Genomic DNA, 391 nt, shown 5'->3' with positions numbered 1-391 from the left:
ACGCGCGATCACATCGCCGTCCGCATAGTCGCCATCGGGAAGCTCAAAACTCTCGCCGACACCCTCGATCCAGGTATCGCCTCCGTCAAGGGAGTATTCCCAGGTGGCGTCGGGTTCGAGGTTACCCACATTGACCGTGCCATCGCTGGTAATACCGTCGTTATCATCTGCGCCGGTGTCGTTGTCCAGCACCAGACTCGGCGTCGCCGGGGCAATGATCGTGCCGATCAATAGAGAAGGATCAGATTCATTCCCCGCCGCGTCGATAGCGACCACGTCATAGGCATCACCTTCGACCAGCGGCGTGTCGGTGGTCAGGGTGTAGTCACCGTTTTCGTCGGTAAGGCCGCTGCCCACCACCTCGCCATCCGCATCACGCACTTCTACCGTG

1 protein-coding gene is annotated in these 391 nt (G+C 60.1%); it reads right to left on the bottom strand.

What is annotated here, in order from left to right; translation table 11 throughout:
* Positions 1–391 (bottom strand): Ig-like domain-containing protein (locus ACT3R7_RS20760; protein WP_496199472.1); only part of this gene is annotated, 391 nt, incomplete at both ends.

This window comes from Halomonas sp. AOP43-A1-21, assembly GCF_052376775.1.
Classification (GTDB): Bacteria; Pseudomonadota; Gammaproteobacteria; order Pseudomonadales; family Halomonadaceae; genus Vreelandella; species Vreelandella colorata.
The sequence above is the reverse complement of the archived record's forward strand: the minus strand, read 5'-3'. Positions and strand labels throughout refer to the sequence as shown.